This window comes from Anaerovorax odorimutans (genome assembly GCF_024459955.1).
Taxonomy (GTDB): domain Bacteria; phylum Bacillota; class Clostridia; order Peptostreptococcales; family Anaerovoracaceae; genus Hominibacterium; species Hominibacterium odorimutans_A.
In genome coordinates this window covers 1-259 of sequence record NZ_JANFXK010000158.1, presented here as the reverse complement: position 1 = coordinate 259, position 259 = coordinate 1, and the positions used below count along the sequence as shown (strand labels likewise).

The 259-nt window shown below is 44.0% G+C and carries 1 protein-coding gene; it reads left to right on the top strand.

Translation table 11 applies throughout. The annotated features are described in order from the left end of the window. On the top strand, positions 1 to 208 hold a 208-nt coding region (locus tag NE619_RS18300; RefSeq protein WP_256133897.1), incomplete at its 5' end, for a DUF4190 domain-containing protein. Positions 209 to 259 lie beyond the last annotated feature (51 nt).

Sequence of the window (259 nt, the reverse complement as noted above, 5' to 3'; positions counted from 1 at the left end):
CGGTATTGTGAGCGTTATTTTCGCACTTTGGATTCCGATCGTCGGGATCGTTCTGGGGACTGTATCGCTTGTAAGAGTGCGGAAAAGAAATGATCTGTCAGGAACAGCCATGGCAAAGGCAGGAAAAGTCTTAAGTATCGCGGGAATATGTATAGCCGTTGTAAACTGGATTCTGGCAATCGTCCTTACATTTATGACGTTAGCATAAGCATGATAAGAATAGCATAGGAAAGAGGAGCAGACAGGAGAAATGTTAGCA